The organism is Kribbella sp. NPDC000426 (assembly GCF_040300265.1).
Lineage (GTDB): Bacteria > Actinomycetota > Actinomycetes > Propionibacteriales > Kribbellaceae > Kribbella.
The window spans coordinates 397,128-415,008 of sequence record NZ_JBEPDK010000008.1 but is presented as its reverse complement, the minus strand read 5'-3'; the positions used below and the strand labels follow the sequence as shown (position 1 = coordinate 415,008).

Sequence of the window (17,881 nt, the reverse complement as noted above, 5' to 3'; positions counted from 1 at the left end):
CACCGCCGGTCGTCAGGAGGTTCCGCTTGCCAGGGCTATCGCCCGGGTCTTGTCCGGGCCCTCGAGGCGGAACGTCACGCCGTTGCGCTCCCAGACCAGAGTGGGTCCGGCGATGCGTACGACGCGTTTGTCGACCAGCACGAGGTCGTGAGGGGCCTTGAACCAGAAGGCGTTGATCTGGTCGACGTAGTCGATGTCGCCGTAGTACCGCTTGATGTACATCGGCTCGATACCGGACTGGAACTGCTCCAGCCGCACGCCGGTCCAGCTGGTCGCTATGAACCCCTTCGAGGCCTCCACGCCGGTTGGTGCGCCCAGCTCCGTCGGAAGAGCTGGAGTGAACCCAGCGACCTGTGCAGCCTGCTCCAACGACAGATGTCCACCGACGGTCGGCACGGGAGGCGCAGTACTCGGACCGCTGCCCACGGGCTCGGCCTGGACTCCACCGATGCGCAGCCACTCTGCGACGGTCGCCCGTACTGGTGGCGTCAGGGCTAGGCCTGCGAGGAGTACCAGGAATCCGGCGAGGAACGTACGCCACCTGTCGCGCAGGCGCTTCCGGACTGGGATGTCAGCTACGCGTGTGAGCACTGTGGCAGTCAGGGTGTCGTCAACCGGAGGTACGACGGCAGAGCGCCCGACGGCCCGCAGTTCGTCTTCGAGGCTCATCGCTGCACCTCCTTGTCTGGTAGGGCGTCGCGGAGTCTCCCCAGCGCGCGATGCAGGCGTGATTTGACGGTGCCGCGGGGCCAGCCGAGTACTGCGGCGGTCTCCTGCTCGTCCAAATCCAGGAGGTACCTGCAGGTCACCACTAGGCGCATCGGCTCCGGGAGCTGCTTGACTGCGTCCAGCAGCTCGGTCCGGCGTTCCAGTGACACTGCTGCGTCGGCCGGATCCAGCACCACATCCAGCGGCGCCGCCAACTCCTCCCGCCGAGCCCGCCGGCCCCGGGCCCGGATGGCGTTCCGGGTCTCGTTGGCAACAATCCTCAACAACCAGGGCCTGAACGCAGCTCCGTCCCGGAACCCGCCCAGCCCCCGGTAAGCCTTGACGAACGCCTCCTGCACCACGTCATCCGCATCAGCCCCCGCCCCCAGGAACACCGCCGTCCGCTTCGCAATCCGGGCATACCGATCCACCAGCTCGCCGTACGCGGCCACCTCCCCACCCCGCACCCGAGCCAGAACCTGACCCTCGTCGCCGGACTCGATCACTCCTCCTGTCAACTTCCAGTCATTGTCCCTACACCACCCGGGTTTGTCGGGTTCCGTGTATAAGGTCGACACCGTGCCTGAAGTCGACGCGAGCTTCCTCGCCCTCCCCCGTCATGAACTCGCCCACGCGGCGCTCCAGCGTGCCCGCGACCTCGGCGCGACGTACGCCGAGTTCCGGCTGGAGCGGATCCGGTCCGAGTCGATCGCCCTGCGCGACAGCGTCCTGGAGAGCGCGAAGGACGACGAGGACCTCGGTCTCGCCGTCCGCGTGATCCACGACGGCACGTGGGGCTTCGCCGCCGGCGTCGCGCTCACCGAGGACGAAGCGGTCCGCGTCGCCGAGCAGGCCGTGAACATGGCGCAGGTCTCGCGCCCGATCAACGCCGAGACGATCGAGCTCGCCGACGAGCCGGTGTACGACGACGTCACCTGGATCTCGTCGTACGAGATCGACCCGTTCACCGTCCCGCGCGCCGACAAGGTCGCCCTGCTCACCGACTACAGCGACCGCCTGCTGAAGGCCGACGGCGTCGCCCACGTGAGCGTCCACGTCGCGACCATCCACGAGTGCAAGTACTACGCGAACACCGCCGGTACGTCGTACACCCAGCAGCGCGTCCGGATCGGCCCGAACATCACCGCCCACGCCGTCGCCGAGGACCGGTTCGACTCGATGTCGACCTGCGCCCCGCCGGCCGGCCGCGGCTGGGAGTACATGACCGGCACCGGCTGGAACTGGGACGAAGAGCTCGCCCAGATCCCCGGCTGGCTCGCCGAGAAGCTCGCCGCCCCGACCGTCGAGGCCGGTGAGTACGACGTCGTCATCGACCCGACGAACCTCTGGCTGACGATCCACGAGTCGATCGGCCACGCCACCGAGCTGGACCGCGCCCTCGGCTACGAGGCGAACTACGCCGGCACCAGCTTCGCCACCACCGACAAACTCGGCACGCTCAAGTACGGCTCGCCGGTCATGCACGTCACCGGCGACCGCACCGTCGAGCACGGCCTGTCCACCGTCGGGTACGACGACGAGGGCGTCGCCGGCCAGCAATGGGACCTGGTCAAGGACGGCATCCTGGTCGGCTACCAGGTCGACCGCCGGATGGCGAAGAAGAACGAGGACCTGCTCGGCACACCGCGCTCCAACGGCTGCGCGTACGCCGACTCCTCCGGCCACATCCCGATCCAGCGGATGGCCAACGTCTCGCTCCAGCCCGCCGCCGACGGCCCTTCGACCGAGGAGCTGATCAGCCGGGTGCAGAACGGGATCTACATCGTCGGCGACAAGTCCTGGTCGATCGACATGCAGCGGTACAACTTCCAGTTCACCGGTCAGCGGTTCTACAAGATCGTCGACGGCAAGATCGCCGGCCAGCTCCGCGACGTCGCGTACCAGGCGACTACCACCGACTTCTGGGGCTCGATGGAGGCCGTCGGCGGCCCGCAGACGTACCTGCTCGGCGGCGCACTGAACTGCGGCAAGGCCGAGCCGTCGCAGTCCGGCGCGGTCACCCACGGCTGCCCGTCCGCGCTGTTCCGCAGCGTCCGCATTCTCAACACCACGCAGGAGGCCGGCCGGTGACGATTCAGCTCACGCCCCAGGACACCATCGAGCGCGGTCTGGCGCTGGCCGCGGCCGAGGGTGCCGACGGCTGCGTCGTACTCGTCGCCGAGACCTCCAGCACGAACCTGCGCTGGGCCAACAACACCCTGACCACGAACGGCGCGATGCGCGGATCGAGCGTGACCGTGATCGCCACGGTCGGATCCGGCGAGGGTACGGCGGCCGGCGTCATCCGCCGCTCGTCCGTCACCGAGGACTCGTTGCGCGAGATCGTTTCCGCAGCGATCGCGACCGCCCGCTCGGCCGGCCCGGCCGAGGACGCCCGCCCGCTCGTCGACGGCACCGTCGGCGCCGACTGGGACCTCGAACCCGAGGAGACCACGGTCGGCGTCTACGAGAAGTTCGCGCCGTCGCTCGGTGAGTCGCTCAAACGCGCCGACCTCGAGCGACGCCGGCTGTACGGGTTCGCCAACCACGAGGTGGTCACGCTGTACGTCGGTTCGTCGACCGGACTGCGGCTGCGTCAGGCGCTCCCCCGCGGGTATGTCTCCTCGACCGGCAAGAACGCCGACCTCAGCCACTCTGCCTGGGTCGGCACGGCCACCCGCGACTTCACCGACGTCGACGCGCTCGCGCTGGACGCCGAGCTCACCCGCCGGCTCGGCTGGGCGACCCGGACGGTCGCGGTCGACGCCGGCCGGCATCCGACGGTCCTGCCGCCGGCGGCGGTCGCCGACCTGATGACGTACCTGTACTGGCAGCTCGACGGCCGCGACGCCTTCGACGGCCAGACGGTGTTCTCGAAGTCCGGCGGCGGTACGCGGATCGGCGACACCTTGTCGCAGCAGCCGGTGAGCATGCACTCCGACCCGGCGCTGGCCGGGCTGGAGGCGTTCGCGTTCGCGGTGGCCCGGTCGTCGGGCGGCTCGTCGAGCGTGTTCGACAACGGACTGACGTTGCAGGCGACGGACTGGATCCGCGGCGGCAAGCTCGAACATCTGATGACGAGCCGGCACACGGCGGAGCTCATCGGCGTACCGGAGGCAACGCCCGACATCGCGAACTACGTCGTGTCCGTCGACGGCGGCGCCGGCTCGACCGACGACCTGGTCGCCGGGCTCGACAACGGTCTGCTGGTGACCTGTCTCTGGTACATCCGGATGGTCGACCCGCAGACGCTGCTGCTCACCGGTCTGACCCGCGACGGCGTCTACCTGGTCGAGAACGGCGAGGTGACGGGCGCGGTCAACAACTTCCGGTTCAACGAGAGCCCGGTCGACCTGCTCGCCCGGTTCACCGCCGCGGGAGCCACGGTTCCGTCGTACTCGCGGGAGTGGGGCGACTACTTCTCACGGACGGCGACGCCGCCGCTGCTGGTGCCCGACTTCAACATGTCGAGCGTCAGCCAGGCCAACTGATCTTTCCGGAACAGCAGAAGGCCCCCGTGACCTGCTGGTTCGCGGGGGCCTTCTGCTGTGTCTGGATCAGACGGTCGGGTAACCCGGCTCCGCCGGACCAGCCTGGCCCGGGCCGCCGAACCGCTCGGCCGCCTTCGGGTCCGGACCGTACGCGTTGTCACCCGCGTTGCCCTCCTGGGCAGCCAGGACGATGAACCAGATCCACCCGATACACGGGATCAGGTTGATCAGGATCCACCAGCCGGAACGTCCGGTGTCGTGCATGCGCCGGATCGCCACACCGATCGTGGGCAGCAGCACCGCGAGGCTGTAGATCGTCGACAGCCAGCCGGACGAGTTGCCCGAGCCGAAGTCGAGCCCGAGGATCTTGTCCAGGATGGACAGGATGATCGAGGCGATCACGTTGAAGAGCACGAACATCCAGTACTCTTTGCGGCGGGCCCGGCCGTCGAACACGGCGTACTTCTTCAGAACGTCGATGTACCACTGCATTGCTGTATCTCCGATGGTCGAAGGTGAGACGCGGACCGAGCCTGTCGGAACCGGTCGGGTTCGTCAATGCAACTTTTCGCTTTGGTGACCACACCGCAATCTGGCACGCCGGTACCGCCGGCAACTTCACCAGTTCGCGACCGGAACACCTAGAGCCGGCTTCAGCTTTCCTGCCCTGGTTTGGTCATGGTGACCCGCCACATCCGCCGCTGACCTTCGTCGTACGGCGTCGCCTCGTCGAGCCGCCATTCCGCGGCCAGCTCGGTCACCAGTGACTCGTCGAAGAACCGCCCGACGAATCCGTCGTGCATCGCCAGCCCGTCCTCGAGCTGACGCCAGTACTGCGAACACGAGTCCGCCGTCGACCACACGGCGTACACGAAAAGCCCGCCAGGGCAGAGAACGCGATGGATCTCCGCGACCAGCGACCGCAGCTCGGACGGCGAGAACGCCATGTTCAGCAGGAGATTCGCGAACACCGCGTTGACCGTCGCATCGGCCGGCGGCAACGGATCCCGGACGTCGTGCAACGCCGCCGTCACCCGATCGTCGAGCCCCTCCCGCTGCGCCTCGTGCCGCAACTGGTCGAGCGCCGCCTCGCTGAAATCGGTGGCATGCACGCTGAATCCCTGCCGAGCCAGGAAAAGCGCGTCCCTGCCGTGCCCCGCCCCCAGCTCCAGCACATCATCGATGCCCGCGGCACCGAACACCTCAGCCGCCCACCCCGCCGCCGCCGAAGGCTCCGCCCCCTGCAACTGCGGGTGCCGCGCATAAGCCGACTCCCACCGCTCCTGCTGAGCCCTCGCAAGCTCCACATGCCCTGTATTCATCCTGCTCCCCGTGTTCGCCCCACCGACCTGGCCGATCGACAGACCGCAGCAGCCTACGTCAGAACATCGAATCGACGCACCCGCCCGAGATTCCGTTCCCCTTATCCACAGCCTTACCCACAACCCCTCCGATTGCCCACCGCAACCATCCGGACCAGCCCCCGCAACTCCCCCGCCTGAATCAAGTGCTTGCAACGACGCGCTGGCAACCCAGCGTCACCCGCCCCCCGCCCGCATACTGAAACTGCTGACTAACTGCGTTGGGGGACGCATGTCCGACCACTTGTTCCAAGGACAGACCGAGGCCGCTTATCTGGTCCCTGTCCTGGAATCCCTCCGCCGCTATGACGGCCTAACCCCCAAGCGCCTCACAACCCCAGCCGCCCAGCCCCTCCTCCGCCTGGCCATCGTCCGGAACCACGCTGTCCGAACCGGCCAGAAGCTCGCCGACGCGGCCTTCGAGGTCATCACCGATCGGGTCCGGGCGCTCGACTCTCCGACCGACCGGATAGTCGCGGACGCCAGCCTCAAGCTCGGCATCTATTTAGAGGCATACAAGGCCCACAACCTCCCGACGAGAGCGATCCACCAGCTGTCGATGGGATCACTCGGCAATCGGCGAAACGCTCTCCTCGAGCACTGGGCGGCGTTTCATGACGCACTCGGCGCGGAGTCTGACGTGGAGCCGGCTCCCGGCGAGCACACCCTCCGATCCCTCATCGAGGGCCAGGTGTTCGAGCGCCTCGCCGCTTTACTCGTCAACCCCGGGTCCACGATTGAACTCTCGGAGCCGATCCCGGCCACGACCGCGCGGACCGTCGACTCGACAGCGGCAGGCAAGGTCATCGTGCTCGGCGGCGCCACGATCGACCACATCTGGCGAATCCGTTCGATGCCTGACGTCGGCACCTCGACACCGGCGATGAGCTACACCCGCACACCAGGCGGCAAGGGCTTGGGCCAGGCTGTCGCAGCCGCCCACCTGGACCTCGATGTCTGCCTACTCGCCGCGATCGCAACTGACGACGAAGGCCGGGAGATCGAGGCCCACCTCGAACGCGAGGGCGTCGACACCTCACTCCTGCAGCGGATCGAGAGAACCGATGTCCGGACGCCGGCGTCAGCGATCTTCGAGCTGCCACTTGGCAACAGCTCGGCCGCGGTCTGGCGCGACGGTGTGGAGCTCGACGTCTCCGCCATCGACCAACACGCTGACGCCATCATTTCGTGCGACGTCCTGCTACTGACGTTCGAAGTGCCGCAGTACGTCCTGCGGCACACCCTCAGTCTGGTCAGCTCAGCGCCGAACAGGCCAGTTGTCATCGTCACGCCGGGTCAGCCTTATGCGGACGGCCACCTCCTCAGCCCGGTGCTGAAACAGATCGACTACCTGGTCGCCCACCTCTGGGAACTCGAAGGCTTCGCGTTCACTGAGGAGTCGAAGCACGACCCTCAAATCGTCGGTGACGATCTCCTGGGCCTCGGTCTCCGCTCACTCTGCCTCTTGGTCGACCGCGGCGGCACCATCTACGAACCAGACAAGCGCCAGCAGCAGATTCCCATCCCTCCTTTGCTCCTGAGGGAGTCTTCAATCACCCGAGACGCCTTCTGCGCCGCCCTCGCCGCTCGCCTGATTGAAGACCGCAGCCTGACCGACGACGCTATTCGCTGGGCCGCGGCCGCCATGTCCAGCTTCGCCGAGAGTTACCACCGGACTCCTTCGCATCCCAGACGCGCGACAGTTGACGAAAAGTACCGTCAAATCACGTCGCCGGACGTCTCATGAAGACCGCGAGAGGGAATGCTGCCAGCAACGTTTGCTGGACTAAACCTGAAAGACCGGCCCGCCCTCACCTCTTCCGAGAGGTGCTGGCACACTCTGCTCACCGCACAGGCAGTCTGACGGCCGGTACGAACAAGGCAGGTGGGGGTCGATGACATTTCGAAGCGAGAGCCTGCCGACGAATGCGTTGCTGCTCGTCGGCGTCCTCGAGAAGCTCCGCACCCGCGATGGTCTGACCGCGGCCCGCGTGCATGCAGGTCGGGTCAGTACGACGACGCCGCTGCTCGACCTGGCTAGCACCCGCTTCGGCAATGTCGGCGATCTCGAACTGGCGGCGGCCGCATTCGACCTCGTGGTCGCGACAGTTCGCGACCAACTGCATGGCACCCAACAGATCGTGGCAGACGCGATCCTCGCGCTCGGCCTGCACAAGAGTGCCTACGAGAACGCCGGCATCGACAGTCGAACGACGCGCTCGCTGTATCTCGCCGCACTTGGTCGGCGCCGTCTGGTCCTGTTGAACAGCTGGAACAGGCTGCACGACGCGCTCGACCTCACGGCCCCGGAGGCACCCGGCGACCGCGCCCTCCGCGGTACGACGGAGCCCGAAGTACTGCGCGAACTAGCGAAGCAGCTCGTCAGGCCGGACGGCCACTCGGGCGGATCCAGAACGGTCACCACGCGGCCGACCACGCCGACCGATTCGACGCCTCCAGTCCGACAGGTCGTGGTGGTGGGCGGCGCGGTGATGGACGCAACGTTCCGCATCAAGTCTCTGCCTGCGCCAGAGACCTCGAGTGAGGCATACGGCTTCAGTCTCTCGCCGGGCGGTAAGGCGCTGACGCAAGCAATAGCCTGCGCTCGGCTGGGTCTGAAGTCCTCGCTTATCGCCGCTGTAGCCGACGACCGTTTCGGCGACGACATCCTCGAGCATCTTGATTCGGAAGGCGTCGACACCTCCCTGATCAAACGCGTCCACGGCGCCAGTACTCCCTTCACAGGGGTGTTCGAAAGGGAGATGGGTGACAGCATCGCGGTGAACTGGCGCAATCAGGGCGAGGTCTTCCTGTCCCAGCAGGACATGGAAGATCGAGCCGGCGATGTGATCGGCTGCGACGTTCTGATGACGACCTTCGAAATGCCCCGGGTGACAATGGAGCGAACACTCGCCCTCGCTCACCGAGAGCCCGACAATCGTCCGTTGGTGATCGTCACGCCCGGCCAGCCGTACACGGACGAGCGCATCAGCCCTCCAACGTTCGGCCGGATCGACTACCTGATTGCGCACCCCTGGGAACTAGGCCCCTTTGCGCCGGCCGAGCTTCCGTTCGCCCCCGGGCCGGTCGCCGAGAAGCTTGTCACCTTCGGCGTGGAGACTCTTTGTCTGCTGGTGAACGGCGGCTGCACGATCTACTCGCATCCACTCGAGGAAGCCACTCCGGTGCCCCTCTTCCCGACGATCTACAAGGAGACGTCAGTCGCGCGTGACGCCTTCTGCGCGGCACTGGCGGCCAAACTGATCGACGACAACCGCACGTTCTCGCCGGACGTGGCGATCTGGGCAACAGCGGCAATGTCCTGCGCCGCTTCAGGCTTCCGCTCGGAGTCGATGCCCGACCGCAAACAGATCGACACGTTCTTGGCCCGTTCGGGATTGCGACCGCCACACCCCGCGACGGTCTGACCGGTCATCGACGGAGACGACGCTGGTCCTCGGCGGCAACGCTCTCTGTGATGCCGTCCAGGCGGCAGCAATAGATCCACGAGTCCAGCAGTGGCACTCGGCTCTGCTCGAAACGAGTGCCGGGATTCATTGCACGCAAGTGCGGAAGGTTGGCGCCGCCGTAGCGAACCCGGAGCTGCCGCGGACTCGCATACGTGCCATCGACATACAAGTACGGCCTGGCCTGGACGGACATCCACCGCTGCCAGTTCGCAGCGCGGTAGCTGGCGCCGACGAACGCCAGGTTCGGGTCAACGGCTGTGGTCAGCACTCGGGCGTTCTCGATACCTCGCATGACCTGCCGGACCTTCGCAAGCAGGAAGGATATGGCGTTCTTAGGAGCGACTTCGAAGGAGTACACGCGCGACACGTCCCACGCAGTACCTGGCGCAACCCCGAAGGACGCACGTAACTGGCGGCCGACAAGCGCCCATTCCAACGGGGACACGCTGCACACGGTTACGGGCAGTCGATGTACCGGGTCCACGAGCGCAAAGTTGAAAGAACCGTCGCGAGCGCTGCGCAGATAGTGCAGCCGACTGAAGATCTGATTCGCGATGCGATCGGGAAGAACCTCGAAGCGCAGGTCCGAAAGCGGGTGCCCGCGCGTTGGAACAAGGTGTTCTATGGCCTCGTAATCCGACCCGAGCCTGTCTGCGTTCCGCTCCAGCTCCGCGGTCACGTCGCTCTGCGAGATTCGCCCGCCTGCTTTCGCCAGCAGCGGCAAGTGCAGGAGCGTACGGACGGTCAGCGCACGCACCGGGACCTCGTACACGCTCGCCACACGTTCGACCAGCTCTGCGAACGCCGGCTCGCCTGACCTGCAATCGTCAAGCGTCAACGCCCGAGAGCGACGGCGTGAGATCTGCGGACGTGCGACGGCGTACGGCAAAGCAGCCGTGAAAGCCTTCCTCGAGTCGGCTGAGACTAGTTCCGCGGCCCCCCGCGCGGCCGACGTCGGTAGAGACGCTCGGCCATCGTGCACTGAAGTTGTCATCGCCCCTGGGTCCGCACGTGCCGTGACACGCATCGGTCGGCGCGTGCAACGTCACCGTGCGGTGGTGATGCTCACCACATTCGGGATGCTAGCGGATAGTTGCCTACTCATCGCAACTCCCAACCCGACACGTATTGGCTCGTGTCGCTCGAGTCGTACTGCCAGTTGGCGATCCTCCCCTGCCAACTGGCAGGAGACAGTACGGATGCGATGCGTCAGGTATCACCGATTGCGCGCCACAATGTTGCCAAAGATTCACCTCGTCCTGCCGAAAAGACAATTCGGTCAGATTGACAACCACCAAATCCGGTGGATTGACAACCGATTGTCGTGGGGTCTTATAGAAGAGTAACCAGACGCAGGACGCCGCGACCCACTCTAGTCAGTGGGCGGCAAATGACAAGAGCCAAGGGAAGTGAATCAGGAAAAGAGGCCCACCATGAATCAGCACGAAATGCTCCCGATCCTCGTCGCACTCGCTTGCTCGGTCCTCATGGTGACGCTGTGGAAGCAGCTCTTGATTCTTGCTCTCGTGGGAGTTGTTCTGATCTTCTGCTACGGGCTCTACAGCGTGGCGGTTGTGATGGCCGGCTGACGGATCACAAGGCACGTCCGACGCCCGCCCGGGAATCCCGGGCGGGCGTCTGACTGTTCGCCGGGCTGTTGATCACATCTCGGCAGGCCCGCTACGGGCGTGTGAGCCAGCTCCTCATGCCTTTGGCCAGGAGTTGCGTGCGGTGCCAGACCGGGTCCTCTTTCAGTTCCCGGGCGGAGAGCCGCAACACGGCCTTGTATTCGATGGCCAAGGCGGTAAGGGTGCTGTGCCGGTCGCAGACGAAGGCTCGGTCGGAGAGCAGTTCGTACTGGTCGCAGGTCAGATCGATGACCCAGCGGTCGGGAGACGCCGGGTTCCCGACCTCGATCCAGCAGTGGAACGGCAGGGTCTGATTACCGACCAGGATGTCGCCCACGCAGTACCGCGACCGCGCCCGCAACAGCAACGGCAATTCATGCAGAAGCCAGGCCGAACTGACGCCGCATTGACCCGCCGATGCAGGGCCGTCCGCGCGATCTGTAAATGCTGGGTGCACTGTGGACTCTGACCATTCCTCGGACAGCGCGACCCGGTAGGCGTACAGCCGACGGCGAAGGTGCGCGGAGAGCCAAGAGTCGGTCTCTGCGCCGGAAATCGACAACGCGAAGTTTCTCACGATCCCCCCATCCTCGCCTCGAACCTCGCACCCGTCGGGCACGAGCATCTTTGGTCATGATGAGCGCAGCCGGGAGCGGTTCGCAAGGTCAATTTTATAAGGGGATCCGGGTCGTTCCGCACTACGGGGCCAGGTGTAGTCCGGGTGATTCTGGGTGTAGCGGTGTATCTGAATGAGAACGACTTATGGAACGCGACAGACTCTCGCCGTCTACTTCGGCGAAGTCAGGACCGCACCACCAGCGAGTAGTCCGGCACCAACTAGTGCCGCCGCCAGCCGTACTCCGATCGGCACCTCGACCGCGGGGCCGAGGATGGTCGGCATCGCAACCAGAACGGCCCCGACACTGGCCGCAGACCACCGCCGCATGATCCGCGATCTCGACCGCCGAACAATTACTGGCAAGCGAACATGCGCGGCAATCGTCCGACCACCGGCCTTCTCACTCGCCAAGCTGATCCTGACAAGCGAGGAGGTGTCGTAGTTCTGGCCGGCAGGATGGAGCCAGAACTCGATCGAGTCGTACCTCAGCGCCACGTGGTAAACGTTGTCGGATGCAACTCGCAGGTTCGTCTCGTCCGTCAAGCAGGTCAGCCTGAAGTCGCCGTCACGCGAGTAGTGCGTGGCAAAGATCTGCGTAGCGATCCGCAACGACTCGCCGTCCACGCTCGCGAGCTTTCCTTCGGCGTCGAACGTCAACTTGCGCCGAGTGGTCTCTACCGGCGCTACCCGGAGAAAGTAGGACTCCTTGAACGTCGGATGAAGCGCGAGGAGTCGTGCAGTCGACAGCCACCGCTTCGGAGCATCGTCCAGGATCTCGTGCGGCATCGCCGGAAAGTTCGACGTCGCCGGATAGAACCTTCCTTTGGAGTTTCGCTTCAGCTGGCCGATGACGCCGCGGCTCATCGCGACAATCTCGGCGAACGACGACGGGTACAGGTCGAGATTCGGGTAGCCGCGCACGCATAGCTGGAAGAGAACCATGTCCGCGACGACCTCAGTCCTGGCCACCGTCGCATAACGAACCGGCAGGACGAACGGGGAGGTTTGCCGGTCCATCCCGACGAACCCAAGAACAGCGGACTGCCCGTTGACCCGGTCGGCCCGCACGTCATCCTGCAACTCCGGCGAGATCCACCGCATCCGATAACGGAACTGAATGATCCCGCCTTCCGGCAGTGCGATCGCGGTCTGAATATCCTCGGCGTACCGGGTGCGGTCGTCTGAGGAGAGCAGCAGCAGACCGTTCATCGGGTCCCCCTCTCCGGAGCCGGCGCCGGATCGCGCCATCAGCTCACAGGATCGTGGCTACCCCTTTGGCAATGAGGCACGTCAGGCAGGGCCGCAGGACCTGACCAGTTCATGCGCACACCACCTCCGGGAGCAAAGTGACAGGCGGCCTCATCGCCGCCTGCCGGAATTCATACCTGTCATGGAGGATTTACCCAGTGAGCACTCAGGGAGAAACCGCGGTCACGGACACATTGTCATAACAATGGTCGGACAATGCAGTCGTTTGAACTTTCGGCCGACATTCCCATGGCTTGAGACCGCTCACTGCCGGGACATCCGCCCAATACTCGTGATCGGGGATCCGCCCTATTACCTTGGGCGCGGATAGGGCTACCTGGGCGTACGGATCCAGGCCGCGTGCCATCAGGATATTCGGCGGCGTGTTTAACTTCGAGAGCCGTACACCGGTCCCGGCCCGTCGGGTTGTGTAGCGGCCGGACTTGTCGTAGCCGTAGGCAACCGGCGCGGTGGTGTACGGGACGAATCCGGAGGCGCGGTAGACGGCGCCGCAGAAGCCAAGCAAGGGGTTGTAGGCCGTCAGCAGGACGCGCGCTTTGCCACGACGCCGCAGAGCCCGGATCACGTGCTTCGTCATAAGACTCATCGCGTTGGGCGGCAGCCCCGGCAGTCCATGCATCCGTGTCAGGACGACTGCGTCCTCGATGCCGAACCCGTGCGCAGCCAAGCCTTGCGCCATGTAGGGCCGGTCACAGGGCGACACCGCGATATAAGCGATCGGCCACTTGGCATCGGCAAGGTAAAAGCCGAAGTGATGTGTTGTGTCCGCTCGCGGCGTCAGGAGGTAGTGGAGGCTCCCTTGGTAATGCTCGCCGAGATCCGGGTCGACATCGTCGAACCTCAGCGGCACCCGTGGACGTGAATTTGTCTCGAGCCATAGGTCCCGTCGGCAGATGTAATCAGCTGATTGAAGCAGTTCCGTCCCGCCATGGACCGCCGCATCCTGATGTTCTGTGTGGATCGCGACTGCGCGCTCACTCGCGATCCGACGCACGGCTCTGTAGGCCTCATGAAGTCGTTGCGCCACGATCAATTGAACCGAAACAGAAGGGAGATGCAGCCGAACGTGCCGCTCCAACTCAGCCAGGCTGACTCCTGCCAAGGCGGCGTCCTCTTCGATGGATGCCATGTTGACCGAGACGCAGCGATCGAGCCACGTGCTCACCTCCCCAGTCCTGCAAGAACTGCTTGCGGTCCAGTCAGTTGATCCACCGTCCGCCATTGGCCAGAAGCCATACCCGCTCCATCTCGCACTGCGAGCATTGGCCGCCACGCCAATCTCGTGCCCCATTAGTTCGCAGCCGGCCATAGAGTGTCCGGTCGGAGACGAACACTAGCCCTCATGCCGATCGCTCGACAGATCTGGCCCGACATTTGGCGCTAGGCGGATCGCGCCGTACGCACAACGAGCCTCAAGCCCAGTGGGTCACGAAAAACGTCGAAAGTTGCGCAGCCATGCGAGTTGTGCGGTGTGGAGGGGGTTGGGGATTGTGCCTGTGGTGGGAATTGGAGGGCGGGTGTCGAGGTCTGCGTAGCCGAGGGTTAGGCGGTAGCCGTTGAGGGGGTAGCGGGCGAAGGTTTCGCCGGTTAGGGCGGTGGCGGCCAGGCGGGTGGTGTGTTCTGGGTGGGTTGTGGCGTAGAGGTCTATTTCGGCGCGGGCCAGGGACCAGAACAGGTGTTCGGGGATGTGGTTCTGGGCGGCTAGGGGGTTCAGGACACCGAGGAGGAGGGCGTCTACGACGTACTGGCGGAGGATGTGCCAGGGCTTGCGGGGAAGGACTCGGGCGTGGGAGTCGGGTTCGGGGCCGCGGGCAACGATGGGGTCGGTGGAGATGTTGATGTCGTCGACGAGGTCTTTGATGACCAGGCGGGCAGGGACGCCGTTCGGGTCGCAGATTATGGCGAGGTTCTCGCCGTGGGGGTTGACCGTGATCCCGTATTCGTGGAGGAGATGGAGGAGCGGTCGCAGCAGGGTGCCTAGGAGTGCGCTGAGCCAGGCCTGTGGTTCGACGCCCGAGCGGGTTATGGCGGCGGAGGTGAACCCAGGGTGGAGGACTGCGGCCAAAGGCCAGACGGACTCGGCTTCGTGGAGGCGGGGGTCGATGGGGTCTCGCCAGATGGTGCCTAGGGTTTCGGTCCATTGGTACGGGGTGGTGGGGTGGATTGAGAGTTCTGGGTGCGGGACGTTTACGGAGGCGACCTCGCCTAGGAGTTCGGTGCCTAGTTGTTGGAAGAGGTCGTCTCGGGACCAGAGGCCGCGGAGCCATTGGGTGAGCATGGGGGCGGCAAGGGTGCAGTGGGTGGGGATGCCTCGATAGACAGAGGTGTTGAGGATTTTCAGGGGGAGCTTGACCTGGTAGCGGGTCGGGTTGGTGATGTTGACCATGGTGCGGATGGACTGTGTGGGGAGGTACTCGTCTGGGCTCTGCCCCAGGACGACGATCTCGCCGGTGGCCAGTTCCCGGGCCCATTGGGTGCGGATGACATGGTCGAGTTGCCAGGGGTGGCATGGGAGCCAGACGTACGAGTCGGGGTCGTCGAGTTGGGCGCGGAAGGTCTGTACTACGGGGGCGTCGAGTTCGCGGGCGATGACGGCGTGTTCGGAGAGGTCCGGGGTACCGCGGAACTCGGCGAGGCCTCGTCGTACGGCTAGCCAGGTCAGGTGGAGTGGGGTGCGGGCTTCGGGGGCGTAGCGCTCGCTGTCGGCGGCGGAGAAGCCCAGCCGGCCCTTGTTGGCGACGAGAAGCGGATGCCCGGTCAAGTGCCCTTCGAGGCGGCTGTGGTGGAGGTCGAGCAGGTCGGCCGCAGGTACGGCGGACGCGGCCATGCGTACGTCGGCGGCCAGCGTGCTCGTCAGCTCGGCGACGTACCCGGCCACCGTCGATCCGTCCAGGCGCAGTACGTCGGCAGCCTCGACGAAGAACTGGATGGGGTCGGTCGCGGGTTCACTCTCGTCGTTGCCGAGGATGCCGGCCGTGGTACGGCGGATCGAGGCCGGATCGACCCGCCAGCTGCCGAAGCCGCCGCGGGTCGCGGAGAAGTTGTAGGCGATAGCTCCGAACTCCAGTTGGTATCCAACCGGCCCGGACAAGGCGGGGGGCGGGTCCGCCGCGGCCGGAGAAGCAGGAGCGGGGCAAGGCGACGCCGTTGAGGCTGAGGCCGGAGCCGGAGCCGAGGCCGAGGTCGGAGCCGAGGTCGGGGTCGAGGTCGGAGCCGAGGCCGGGGTCGGAGCCGAGGCCGGGGTCGGAGCCGGGGTCGGAGCCGAGGCCGGGGTCGGAGCCGAGGCCGGGGTCGGAGCCGAGGCCGGGGTCGGAGCCGAGGCCGGGGTCGGAGCCGAGGCCGGGGATGGGGCCGGGGATGGGGCCGGGGCCGAGGCCGGGGTCGGAGCCGGGGTCGGAGCCGAGGCCGGGGTCGGAGCCGAGGCCGGGGATGGGGCCGGGGATGGGGCCGGGGCCGGGGTTGGGGTTGGTTCTAGGAGGCCTTCGGTGGAGAACTGGGAGATCAGCTTCGCCAGTAGTTGAGAAGAGCAGGCCGTCCAGAGGTCGTTCATCCGGGGATCGCGAACTTGGTGAAGGCGGTGGTCTTTGGGAGGCGGAAGACTTCGCGGGTGGTGATCGTGTTGAGGATCGTGGCGTTGCGGATGGCGCCTAGGCCTAGGTCGGGGGCGGCTACGCCGTGGGAGTGGAGGTCGGCGTTGGCTACGAAGATTCGGTCGGGGAGGGTGGCTGAGGAGGCGCTGTGGTTGCGGTTGAGGATCCAGCGGCCGGAGGCGTCGTGGTCGAGGAGGGGTTGTAGGGAGTCCATGAAGGGCAGGGGTCTGTTGCGGTAGCCGGTGGCGGCTATGACTACGTCTGTTGTGTGCTGGAAGGTGCGGCCCGTGTCGGTGTGCAGCATGGTCAGTTCGACACCGTCGGGGCCGACGGCTGCGGACTGGACGCCTACACCTACCTGGAGCTCAGCTGGCGCAGCGATCAGGTCGCGGGCGTAGAGCTCGTCGTGGATGGCTTCGAGGGTTTCCGAGGAGATGCCCTTGTAGTGGCGCCACTGGTCTTTGACCAGCTTGTCGCGGACGGACTCGTCCAGTGCGTGGAAGTAGTCGACGTACGACGGGGTGGTCATCTCCAGAACGAGTTTGGAGTAGTCCAGTGGGGTGAAGGCGGCGGTGCGGGTCAGCCAGGAGACGGCAGGGCCTGAGGCTCGCAGAAGGTCGAGTGTGCACTCGGCGCCGGACTGACCCGAGCCGACGACAGTCACGTGGCCGGCGCGCAGCAAATCGTCACGGCGGAAGAGGTAGTCCCCTGAGTGCAGGAACCGCTCCGGAGGCAGCCCAGCCAGCGCAGCAGGCACGAACGGCTCAGTGCCGACGCCAACCACCAGATGCCGAGCCTCAAAGGTCTCAACAGACGAGCCGCGCTCCACAGCAAGCTCAAAGAAGGAGCCGTTCCAGACAGCCGACCGCACGTGGTGGCCGAAGTGCAGTGAGTCCAGCTGCGCCGCACACCACCGCAGGTAGGTCTCGTACTCGCGCCGGGTCGGATGGAACTTCTCCCGCACGTAGAACTGGTAGAGCCGATCAGTCGCCCGTAGGAACGACAGGAACGACAGGTGGTGCGCCGGCTCGACCAACGACACCAGGTCGGCCAGGAACGACACCTGCAGCATCGCGTCGTCGAACATCAGCCCGCGGTGCCAAGTGAACTCCGGCCTGCTGTCCAGCACAGCAAGCGAGACGTCGTCCACCTCAGACGCCAGTGCGGCGAGTCCCAGGTTGAACGGCCCGCAGCCGATTGCGATCACGTCGTACATGTCATTCCTCCTGGGTCCGCGAGCGGATCATCAGTACTGCGGTCTTCTCGGGCAGCTGCAGCTCCCCTTGCTGGGCAAAGCCGGCGGCGGCGAACGCGCGTACGGACGGGGTGTTCCGTACGTCGGGCTCGGCCACAACACGCGAGCACGACGGATCGGCCCGCAGCAACGCGTCAGCGACCGCCCGGATCAGTCCCCGGCCGAGTCCGCGCCCGACACGGGTGAGGTCGCCGATGGCGAGGTGGAGACCCCAGTCGTGCTCGTCACTCGCGTAGTACTCCGCCAAGTGGTCGTGCCGCACGCGGTACAGCTCGACGTACCCGAAGTCCTCCGCGTCGACAGCCGCGACGCAGGGGATCGAGTGCTCCCCCGAGGTCTGCCGAGTAATCTCCTGGGCCCAGCGCTCGACCGACCAGTCCTGGTGCCACCACTGCTGGATGTGCGGCTGCGCCATCCACAGTGCGATCCGGGCCGCGTCGGAAGGGTCGGCCGGTCGCAGGTCGAAGCCATGGTCCAGGTGGAGCATCGG

General features: G+C 65.8%; 16 protein-coding genes. 5 read left to right on the top strand and 11 right to left on the bottom strand.

What is annotated here, in order from left to right:
* Window positions 1-12: 12 nt before the first annotated feature.
* The gene (locus ABT313_RS36515) at window positions 13-669 is read right to left on the bottom strand and encodes a hypothetical protein (protein ID WP_350863509.1); all 657 of its coding nucleotides are present in this window, start codon (window positions 667-669) and stop codon (window positions 13-15) included.
* Entirely contained in the window at window positions 666-1,226 is a 561-nt protein-coding gene (locus ABT313_RS36510; protein ID WP_350863506.1) for an RNA polymerase sigma factor, read from the bottom strand. Before ABT313_RS36510 ends, ABT313_RS36515 begins: the two co-directional genes overlap by 4 nt.
* 61 nt (window positions 1,227-1,287) lie before the next feature.
* Here ABT313_RS36510 and ABT313_RS36505 point away from each other — a divergent pair, with 61 nt between their 5' ends.
* Together ABT313_RS36505 and ABT313_RS36500 are read left to right on the top strand one after the other, a co-directional pair.
* Window positions 1,288-2,799: a TldD/PmbA family protein gene (locus ABT313_RS36505; RefSeq protein ID WP_350863503.1), complete on the top strand. Its 1,512-nt coding sequence runs from the start codon at window positions 1,288-1,290 to the stop codon at window positions 2,797-2,799.
* On the top strand, window positions 2,796-4,199 hold the full coding sequence (locus ABT313_RS36500; RefSeq protein WP_350863500.1) for a metallopeptidase TldD-related protein: 1,404 nt from the start codon (window positions 2,796-2,798) through the stop codon (window positions 4,197-4,199). Before ABT313_RS36505 ends, ABT313_RS36500 begins: the two co-directional genes overlap by 4 nt.
* Before the next feature lie 66 nt (window positions 4,200-4,265).
* Here the strand turns inward: ABT313_RS36500 and ABT313_RS36495 are convergent, their stop codons facing one another.
* Window positions 4,266-4,691: a DUF805 domain-containing protein gene (locus ABT313_RS36495; RefSeq protein WP_350863497.1), complete on the bottom strand. Its 426-nt coding sequence runs from the start codon at window positions 4,689-4,691 to the stop codon at window positions 4,266-4,268.
* Window positions 4,692-4,852: 161 nt separating this feature from the next.
* The gene (locus tag ABT313_RS36490; RefSeq protein WP_350863494.1) at window positions 4,853-5,521 is read right to left on the bottom strand and encodes a class I SAM-dependent methyltransferase; all 669 of its coding nucleotides are present in this window, start codon (window positions 5,519-5,521) and stop codon (window positions 4,853-4,855) included.
* A gap of 271 nt (window positions 5,522-5,792) precedes the next feature.
* Here ABT313_RS36490 and ABT313_RS36485 point away from each other — a divergent pair, with 271 nt between their 5' ends.
* Window positions 5,793-7,307 carry a PfkB family carbohydrate kinase gene (locus ABT313_RS36485; RefSeq protein WP_350863491.1) on the top strand — a complete coding sequence of 505 codons (1,515 nt, stop codon included), beginning with the start codon at window positions 5,793-5,795 and terminating at the stop codon, window positions 7,305-7,307.
* 148 nt (window positions 7,308-7,455) lie between these two features.
* A complete protein-coding gene (locus ABT313_RS36480) occupies window positions 7,456-8,988 on the top strand; it encodes a PfkB family carbohydrate kinase (RefSeq protein ID WP_350863488.1) in 1,533 nt (510 codons plus the stop codon).
* A gap of 4 nt (window positions 8,989-8,992) precedes the next feature.
* Here the strand turns inward: ABT313_RS36480 and ABT313_RS36475 are convergent, their stop codons facing one another.
* Window positions 8,993-9,868: a hypothetical protein gene (locus ABT313_RS36475; RefSeq protein ID WP_350863485.1), complete on the bottom strand. Its 876-nt coding sequence runs from the start codon at window positions 9,866-9,868 to the stop codon at window positions 8,993-8,995.
* Window positions 9,869-10,463: 595 nt separating this feature from the next.
* On the opposite strand from ABT313_RS36475, the gene ABT313_RS36470 reads away from it, so the two are divergent.
* Complete coding sequence (locus ABT313_RS36470) at window positions 10,464-10,619, top strand: hypothetical protein (RefSeq protein ID WP_350863482.1); 156 nt, start codon at window positions 10,464-10,466, stop codon at window positions 10,617-10,619.
* Window positions 10,620-10,710: 91 nt separating this feature from the next.
* Here the strand turns inward: ABT313_RS36470 and ABT313_RS36465 are convergent, their stop codons facing one another.
* The 6 genes from ABT313_RS36465 to ABT313_RS36440 all read right to left on the bottom strand — a co-directional run bounded on the left by ABT313_RS36465 (window position 10,711) and on the right by ABT313_RS36440 (window position 17,878).
* Window positions 10,711-11,235 carry a hypothetical protein gene (locus ABT313_RS36465; protein ID WP_350863479.1) on the bottom strand — a complete coding sequence of 175 codons (525 nt, stop codon included), beginning with the start codon at window positions 11,233-11,235 and terminating at the stop codon, window positions 10,711-10,713.
* A 210-nt stretch (window positions 11,236-11,445) separates the two neighbouring features.
* Window positions 11,446-12,486, bottom strand: a complete 1,041-nt coding sequence (locus ABT313_RS36460) for a hypothetical protein (protein WP_350863476.1) — start codon at window positions 12,484-12,486, stop codon at window positions 11,446-11,448.
* 205 nt (window positions 12,487-12,691) lie between these two features.
* Window positions 12,692-13,711, bottom strand: coding sequence for a Mom family adenine methylcarbamoylation protein (locus ABT313_RS36455; protein WP_350863473.1), 1,020 nt, complete (start codon window positions 13,709-13,711; stop codon window positions 12,692-12,694).
* A 261-nt stretch (window positions 13,712-13,972) separates the two neighbouring features.
* Window positions 13,973-15,637 (bottom strand): IucA/IucC family protein, encoded by a 1,665-nt coding sequence (locus ABT313_RS36450; protein ID WP_350863471.1) that lies wholly within the window; start codon window positions 15,635-15,637, stop codon window positions 13,973-13,975.
* 455 nt (window positions 15,638-16,092) lie between these two features.
* Window positions 16,093-17,352 carry a lysine N(6)-hydroxylase/L-ornithine N(5)-oxygenase family protein gene (locus ABT313_RS36445; protein ID WP_350863468.1) on the bottom strand — a complete coding sequence of 420 codons (1,260 nt, stop codon included), beginning with the start codon at window positions 17,350-17,352 and terminating at the stop codon, window positions 16,093-16,095.
* Between the two features lies 1 nt (window position 17,353).
* Window positions 17,354-17,878 carry a GNAT family N-acetyltransferase gene (locus ABT313_RS36440; protein WP_350863465.1) on the bottom strand — a complete coding sequence of 175 codons (525 nt, stop codon included), beginning with the start codon at window positions 17,876-17,878 and terminating at the stop codon, window positions 17,354-17,356.
* Window positions 17,879-17,881 lie beyond the last annotated feature (3 nt).